Origin of the sequence: Actinomadura logoneensis, from assembly GCF_003428695.1 — a bacterium.
In the GTDB taxonomy this organism is placed as follows: Bacteria; Actinomycetota; Actinomycetes; order Streptosporangiales; family Streptosporangiaceae; genus Spirillospora; species Spirillospora logoneensis.
This window is the reverse complement of record NZ_QURH01000266.1, coordinates 1-7,764: the sequence shown is the minus strand read 5'-3', so window position 1 is coordinate 7,764 and position 7,764 is coordinate 1. Positions and strand designations below refer to the sequence as shown.

The 7,764-nt window shown below is 73.3% G+C and carries 5 protein-coding genes and 1 pseudogene; 3 read left to right on the top strand and 3 right to left on the bottom strand.

Annotated elements, in window-relative coordinates:
* Positions 1-2,936: ATP-binding protein (locus DZF91_RS15830; protein WP_147341167.1), on the top strand; the 2,936-nt coding region annotated here is incomplete at its 5' end.
* Positions 2,937-3,000: 64 nt separating this feature from the next.
* On the opposite strand, the gene DZF91_RS15825 is transcribed toward DZF91_RS15830, so the two are convergent.
* Positions 3,001-3,846, bottom strand: a complete 846-nt coding sequence (locus DZF91_RS15825) for an ABC transporter permease (RefSeq protein WP_235834328.1) — start codon at positions 3,844-3,846, stop codon at positions 3,001-3,003.
* Positions 3,843-4,854 (bottom strand): annotated as a pseudogene (locus DZF91_RS15820) (ATP-binding cassette domain-containing protein). The gene DZF91_RS15825 and the pseudogene DZF91_RS15820 overlap by 4 nt, the downstream one beginning before the upstream one ends.
* A gap of 181 nt (positions 4,855-5,035) precedes the next feature.
* On the opposite strand from DZF91_RS15820, the gene DZF91_RS15815 reads away from it, so the two are divergent.
* Positions 5,036-5,761, top strand: coding sequence for a DUF6882 domain-containing protein (locus DZF91_RS15815; protein ID WP_117358231.1), 726 nt, complete (start codon positions 5,036-5,038; stop codon positions 5,759-5,761).
* Positions 5,762-5,810: 49 nt separating this feature from the next.
* On the opposite strand, the gene DZF91_RS15810 is transcribed toward DZF91_RS15815, so the two are convergent.
* Positions 5,811-6,419, bottom strand: coding sequence for a TetR/AcrR family transcriptional regulator (locus tag DZF91_RS15810; RefSeq protein ID WP_117358230.1), 609 nt, complete (start codon positions 6,417-6,419; stop codon positions 5,811-5,813).
* Positions 6,420-6,485: 66 nt separating this feature from the next.
* Between DZF91_RS15810 and DZF91_RS15805 the strand changes: the two genes are divergently transcribed.
* The gene (locus tag DZF91_RS15805; RefSeq protein WP_117358229.1) at positions 6,486-7,301 is read left to right on the top strand and encodes an SDR family NAD(P)-dependent oxidoreductase; all 816 of its coding nucleotides are present in this window, start codon (positions 6,486-6,488) and stop codon (positions 7,299-7,301) included.
* Positions 7,302-7,764: the final 463 nt, after the last annotated feature.

Genomic DNA, 7,764 nt, shown 5'->3' with positions numbered 1-7,764 from the left:
GGAGGGCCGCCGCGCTGCGCGGCGCCCTGGACCTGTGGCGCGGCCCGGCCCTGGCCGACGTCGCCGACGCCGAGTTCGCGCGCGCCCGGGCCGCCCGCCTCGAAGAGCTGCGCCTCACCGCGTCCGAGGACCGCATGGCCTCCGAGCTCGAACTGGGGGAGTCGGGCTCCCTGCTCCCCGAACTCGAGGCCCTGGCCACCGCGCATCCCCTACGGGAACGCGTCCGGGGCCTGCTCATGCGCGCGTTGTACGCGGCGGGCCGTCCGGCCGACGCCCTGCGCGTGTACGAGGAGACCCGCGAGCACCTGGCCGAGCACCTGGGCGTGGATCCCGCGCCGGAACTGAGCGCCCTGCACCTGTCCATCCTGCGCCGGGACGTCGTCGACCCGACGCCGTCCCGTCAGACCCCGCCGCTCCCGGCCGAGCCCGCCCGCCCGGCGACCGACACGACGCCGGCCGGGAAAGCGGTGGCCGGCGCGGCGACGGACGGCGGAGCCAAAGCCAGGACGAACCTGTCGGCCGCCCTCACCAGCTTCGTCGGACGCGACGAGGAGGTCCGGCAGCTCGCCAAGCTGCTCGACGAGTCGCGGCTGGTCACCCTCATCGGCCCCGGCGGCGCGGGCAAGACCCGGCTGGCCTCCGAGGCCGCCGCGCCGCTGGTGGACCGCCTGCCCGACGGCGTGTGGTTCGTCCCGCTCGCGCCGATGGCCGCGCCCGGCGGCGCCGACGCGGTCGCCCAGGCCGTCCTCGTCACCCTCGACGCCCCCGACCTGATGCGCCAGGCGGAGGCCCGCACCGCCCCGCGCCCGCTGGACCGCCTCACCGACCTGCTCGCCACCCGCCGGATCCTCCTCGTCCTCGACAACTGCGAGCACGTCCTGGACGCGGTGGCGGCCGTCGCCGACCGCGTGCTCGCGGCGGCGCCGCACGCCCGGGTCCTCGCCACCAGCCGGGAACCGCTCGGCATCACCGGCGAGAACCTGTTCCCCGTGCCGTCCCTCGCCCTCCCGCCGTCCGGCGCCGACCCCGCGACCGCCCTCGGGCACGCCGCGACCCGGCTGCTCGCCGACCGCGCCGCCGCCGTCCGCCCGGGCTTCGCCGTGGACGACGCGAACGTCGCCGACCTGGTCGAGATCTGCCGCGCCCTGGACGGCATCCCGCTCGCGATCGAGCTCGCCGCCGCCCGGCTGCGCGCGCTCACCCCCGCGCAGGTCGCGGCGCGCCTCGGCGACCGGTTCCGGCTGCTCACCGGCGGCAGCCGCAGCGCGCTGCCCCGGCACCGCACGCTGCGCGCGGTCGTGGACTGGAGCTGGGACCTGCTGGACGACGCCGAGCGCACCGTCCTCGCCCGCATGTCGGTGTTCGCGAGCGGCGCCACCCCGGAGGCCGCCGAGCGCGTCTGCGGACGGGACCTCGCCGCCGACGTCATCGACGTCGTCGCGTCTCTGGTGGACAAGTCCCTGGTCATGGCCGACGGCGACGCCGAGCCGCGGTACCGGCTGCTGGAGACCGTCCGGGTGTACGCGCGCGAGCGGCTGGACGAGACCGGCGAGACCGCCGCCGTCCGCGCCGAGCACGCCGCCCACTACCTGGAGCTCGCCGAGACCGCCGAACCGCATCTGCGGCGCGGCGACCAGCTCCTCTGGATCGAACGGCTCACCGCCGAACGCGACAACTTCAACGCCGCCTTCCAGACCGTCCTGGACACCGGCGACGTCCGGACCGGGCTGCGCCTGGTCGCCGCGCTGGTCTGGTTCTGGCTGATGCGCGACCTGGAGCGCGAGGCGTCCCTGTGGGCCATCGCCCTCCACGAGGCGGCGGGAGACGAGCCCCCGCCCGGACTCGGCGAGGAGTACGCGCTCTGCGCGTTCGTCGCCACGGTCGTCGCGAAGGCGGACCGCGACGGCCCCGCGCCCGAACTGCTCGGCGACACGATCATCGAGCTGCTGCGCTTCCTGCCCGAGCGGCCGAGGCATCCCATGGCGGTGCTCGCCCGGCCGATCGCGCGGCTGCTCGCCGGTGACCTGTCCGAGGCCGCGGACGGCTTCCGGGAGCTCAGGGGCCATCCCGATCCGTGGATCGAGTGGATCGCCGAGACCATGCTGACCTTCAACGCCCTGAACGACGGCGACCTGGAGACCGCCCACGAGCTCGCCCACCGCTCCTACACCGGGTTCCGCTCCCTCGGCGACCGGTTCGGGATGGGCGTGACCCTGCTCGTCCTGCTGCAGATCGCGCTGAGCAGGGGCCGTCCGGACGAGGCGATCGAGTACGGCGAGGAGGCCCGCCGCTACACCTCCCAGGGCGTCAACCCCGACCAGGGGTCGATCGTCCTCATCAACCTGGCCGAGGCCCGCGCCGCGCTCGGCGAGACCGACCGCGCCCACCGCGAGCTCGACGAGGGGATCGGCGCCGCCCTGCGCATCGGCGACTACGCCGACGCGACCCGCGGCTACCTCACGCAGGCCGAGCTCCACCAGCACGCGGACGACCTCGCGTCCGCCCGCGCCTCCGCCGAACGCGCCCTGGAGCTCGTCGAGCCGCGCGTCACCCGCAGCGACTTCCTCCAGGCCGCGACGCTCACCTACAGCAGGCTGGGGATCCTGGCCGCCCTCGAGGGCGACCTCGAACGCGCGGCCGAATGGCACACCCTCGCGTTCCAGAGCATCGACCCGAAGTCGATCCTGGTCAACCACACGCTGGCCAAGGCCGTGGAGGGCCTCGCCGTCCTGTCCGCCGTCCGCGGCGACCACGAACGCGCCGCGGAACTCCTCGGCACGGCCCACGCCGTCATCGGCTTCCGGGACGAGCAGGGCCATGACCGCCGACGCGTCATGGCCCTGGTGCTCCCGGTCCTCGGCCAGGACGCCTTCGACGCCGCCTACGAGAGAGGCCGCTCCGCCACCCGCGAGGACGCCCTGGCCCTGACCCCGTGAACCTCGCTCGTTCCGCTGTTACCCGCTCGGCCCTCCCACTCGCAGGCCGTTCTGCCCTCAGGCGCTAGGCGCGACGGGCGTACATGCGCATCGCGATCGGGAAGGTCACGGTCACGATGCCGATGGCCCAGGCCAGCGTGTACCACACGTGGTCTCCCACCGGTCCGCCCACGAGCAGCGCGCGCAGCGAGTCCGCCAGGTGCGACACGGGGTTCACCTTCGTCCACGCCTGGAGCCAGCCCGGCATGGTGCCGGTGTTCGCGACGAACACACTGCTGCCGAACGTCAGCGGCATGACGAAGATGAACGCGAGCCCCTGCACGCTCTCCGGGGACGGCGCGAGCAGGCCGACCACCACGGAGATCCACGAGAAGGCCATGTAGAACAGGTACGCCAGCGCGAACCCCGCCAGCACGCGCAGCGGGTCGGAGCCGAACCGGAACCCCAGCGCCGTGCCGGCGACCGTCAGCACGACCATCACCGTCAGGAACCGGACCGTGTCCCCGAGGACGGTCCCGATCAGCGGAGCCGAACGCGCGATCGGCAGGCTCCGGAACCGGTCGAACACCCCCTTCCGGATGTCCTCGCTCAGCGCCGTGCCGAGCCCCATGGTGGCGAACATGGCCATCTGCGCCACCAGCCCCGGCAGCAGTTGCTGCAGGTAGGCGTGCGTGTTTCCGGAGACCGCGCCGCCGAACACGTACAGGAACAGCGTGAGGAACACCAGCGGCATCAGCAGGACGTCGAGCAGCTTCTCCGGCGAGTGCCGCAGCTGCGCGATGTTCCGCCACGCCAGGGTCAGGCTGTGCCGGACGGTCCGGCGCGCGCTGATCCGCGCGGGCGGCGGCGCGGACGGCGCCGTCCCGCCCAGACCGCCGGTCATCGTTCCCATGCTCGTCGTCGTGGTCATCGGATGCTCTCCTCAAGCTGCTGCGCCGGTGCGTCGGTCCCGCCCGCCGCGTGTCCGGTCAGGGTCAGGAACACTTCGTCCAGGCTGGGCAGCCGCAGCGCGACCTCGGCCGCCACGATGCCCGCGTCGTCCAGCCGCTGGACCACGGCGCGCAGCACGCCCGGATCCGCCACCGGAGCCGTGACCAGGCCCGCGTCGAGCCGCACCTCCGGCCGCTCCCCGGTCAGCTCGGCCACGATCCGCGCGAGCTGCTCGGTGCGGTAGGGCTCGGCGGCCCGGACCGCCAGCGTCTGCCGCCCGGCCCGCGCCTTCAGCTCCGCCGGCGTGCCGTCCTCGATCACCCGGCCGTGGTCGAACACCGTGATCCGGTCGGCGAGCGCGTCCGCCTCCTCCAGGTACTGCGTGGTCAGCAGGATCGTCGCGCCGTCGGCGACCATCTCCCGGACGGTCTCCCAGACCTCGCCGCGCGCCCGCGGGTCCAGCCCCGTCGTCGGCTCGTCCAGGAACACCACCCCCCGTCGTCGGCTCGTCCAGGAACACCACCCGCGGCCGGTTGATCATGCTCGCCGCGATGTCCAGCCGCCGCCGCATGCCGCCCGAGTACGTCTTGACCGCGCGGCCCCCGGCGTCGCTCAGCCGGAACCGCTCCAGCAGCGCCGCCGCGCGCGCCCGCGCCTCGGCCCGCGGGAGGTCCAGCAGCCGCGCGATCATCACCAGGTTCTCCCGGCCGGTCAGCTCCTCGTCCAGCGACGCGTACTGCCCCGTCAGCCCGATGAGCCCCCGGACCCGCGTCGCGTCCCGGACGACGTCGAACCCGCCGATCTCCGCCCGGCCCTCGTCCGGACGCAGCAGCGTCGCGAGCACCCGCACCGCCGTCGTCTTCCCCGCGCCGTTCGGCCCGAGGACGCCCAGCACCGTCCCCTGCTCGACGGCGAGGTCCACACCGTCCAGCGCCTGCGTCTCGCCGAACCGCTTGCGCAGGCCCTCCGCCCGTATCACCTGGCTCATTCCGGCCTCCCGAGGTCATCGCGGCGGCGGGCGTTCTCCCGCCGTCCGTCCGGGTGGGAGGCACACCGGCGCCGCCCACGACCTCTACGTTCGGCCCCCGTCCTGACACGGCGCGGGCACGGCCGCCGGCAGGCTGACGTTCCGCTGACACGGTGCTGACGCGTGGCTATGATCACCGCGCATGCCCGGCATCGAAGAACCTCTCGCGCTCTCCCGCCACAGCGACGCCTTCGAGCGCTTCGCGGGCCGCTCGTCCGCCATCGTGATCCACCGCCAGGACGTCCTGAACGCGTTCCTGGGCCCCGCCGAACGGCACTTCGACCTGCGCGCCCGCACCCTCACCGGAGGCGGCCAGGTCTTGGGCGGCCTCACGAGCATGGGCAGTTTCTCCCACCTCAGCCGCACCTGGCTCTGGTCGTGGGCGAACCCGAACTTCTCCTGGGACGATCCCGCCGTGGCGCCGCTCCGCGCGGTCCACGACCACGGCAGGCGGCACGGCATCGTCGAGTTCACCACCGGGCACATCGACTTCTCCGGGTTCCCCAACCCGCACCAGGCCGCGATCACGATGGTGCTGGCCGCCGCCTACCTGCTCGGCGGCAACGGCTGCTGGTCATGCCGCATCAACGACGGCAAGGGCTCCGCCTACATCCACCTGGACGATCCGCAGATTCCCGAGGCGGCCTACGACCCCCTGGCCACGCCGCGCCTGCTGATGACCGCCGCCGAAGTCTTCCCGGCCGACCCCAAGCTCATCGTCCAGGGCTACCTCGCCCGTTACGGAACCTCCTACAAGGAGTCCGCGGACACCGTGGCGGGCGACATGGTCGACGGCGGCGAACTGGCCGTCCGCTTCGACGCGCACGGCCGCATCGCAGCGCTGAGCTGCGCCCCGGGCCGCTCCTGACCGACCCGCTTCCCGCCCTCACCCGGGCCTCTACGGGCACGGACGAGCTCTACGCACCTTCCGCCCGGACGGACGCGACCGTCCGGGCGATGAGGTCGGCAACCTCCCCGGCGGTCCGACCGCCTTCGTCTCCCTCGCGCCCCGCGAGCAGGTCGAAGGACTCGAAACTCGTCAGCTGCCAGACCAGGTCGAGCACGTCGTCGGACGGCGGCTCCTCGCCGAACCTGCCGAGCAGGGACGACAGCGCCGCCCGGCGCATCCGGTCGCGCTCCCGCAGGAGCCGTTCCAGGTCGTCGTCCAGCACGGCCAGGCCCCGCAGCCTCCGCACCACTGGACGCTCGGACTCCCAGAACCGGCAGAACGCGGCGCAGAAATCCGCCAGCGCCTCATCCGCGCCGTCCGCCGCGAACGCGTCGTCCAGCGCGAGCCCGGCGTGTTCGGCCAGTGAGTCGAACAGCGCCTCCAGCAGCCCCGACTTGGACCCGAAGGCGTTGTAGACGGTCTGCCGCGACACGTCCGCGGCCTTGGCCACGGCGTCCACCGACACGCGCGTCGCCGCAGGTCCGGACAGGTGCTCACGCGCCGCCGCGAGGACGCGCCGGCGGGTCTCCTCGGCCGCGGCGGTACGCCGGTCCGAGCGGTAGGGACGGGGCGACATCCTTGACCGGCCTCCAAATTAGATTTACTGTCTGTCCAACGAAGTCTACCGAAAAGCAGGCCAGTAGTGAACACCTCGACCACCCGTCCCCTGGACGGCCGCGTGACGATCGTGACCGGGGCGAGCCGCGGCATCGGCGCCGCGACGGCGCGCGCCCTGCACCGCGCGGGCTCCGCCGTCGTCCTCGCCGCCCGCGACGCCGACGCCCTGAACGCCCTGGCCGCCGAGATCGCCGACGAGGGAGGACGCGCCACCGCCGTCCCGACCGACGTGACCGACGCCGGCGCCGTGGACCGCCTCGTCCGGCAGACCCTCGACACCTACGGCCGCCTCGACGCCGCCTGCAACAACGCCGCGGGCGGAGGCCACCCGCCGACCCCGCTCGCGGACGTCGCCGTGGAGGACTTCGACAGCGCCTTCGCCGTCAACCTGCGCGGCGTCTTCCTCGCCATGCGCGCCGAGATCCCGGCGATGCTGGAGTCCGGCGGAGGAGCCATCGTCAACATGGCGTCCACCGCCGGCCTCCAGGCCGTCGGCGGACTCGCCGGATACGTCTCCACCAAGTTCGGCCTCGTCGGCCTCACCCAGACCGCCGCCCTCGACTACGCGGAGGCGGGCGTCCGCGTCAACGCCCTCGCCCCCGGTCCGATCCTCACCGACCAGCTGGAGCGCGCGGGCGAGCAGGCTCAGGCGGCGGCGGCCCAGGCCATGCCGATGCGCCGCATCGGCTCCCCGGACGAGGTCGCCGACGCCGTCGTCTGGCTCTGCTCGGACGCCGCGTCGTTCATCACCGGTGCCGTCCTGCCGATCGACGGCGGAAAGCTCGCGGGCATGGCCCCGTTCAGCCGGACGCGCCCCGCCAAGACTCCCGTCGCCGGCTGAGTCCCACGTCCCGTCCCGCTCCCCCCGGACGGTGCGCACACCTCGTCCGGACGGCCCGCGGGCCTCGATTTGACGACCCCTCGGGGAGTACCTAATGTTCTTCCTGCCCCGAGGGGATGCGGGACGCCGAGAGGCGGACGGCCCCGGGGAGACCATCGGAGAAAAACGGTTCGAAGCACTCTTGGAACCGCGTTACTCTTGAGTGGTCAGCCCGGAACGGGATGCAGGACGCCGACGAGGCGGCCGGCCCGAGGGACTCCACCGAAAGATCACGTCGGACGACGACTGTTCGTCGACGTCTTCGTGCGGTGGGCGGGCGGCTCCGAAGATCGACTCGAAAGAGCCGGTTGACAGGAGTGAAGAACCCGGTAAGATAGAAGGGTTGCCCCGGAGCGAGGTTCACGGAAGTGAACGGAGCGCGGTGGGTGTCCGTTTCTTGAGAACTCAACAGCGTGTTAAAAGC

What these genes read in the sequence shown, in the direction of transcription:
- DZF91_RS15825 (WP_235834328.1), bottom strand. Translation starts at nt 3,846, where the DNA reads ATGACCACGACGACGAGCATGGGAACGATGACCGGCGGTCTGGGCGGG.
- DZF91_RS15815 (WP_117358231.1), top strand. Translation starts at nt 5,036, where the DNA reads ATGCCCGGCATCGAAGAACCTCTCGCGCTCTCCCGCCACAGCGACGCC.
- DZF91_RS15810 (WP_117358230.1), bottom strand. Translation starts at nt 6,419, where the DNA reads ATGTCGCCCCGTCCCTACCGCTCGGACCGGCGTACCGCCGCGGCCGAG.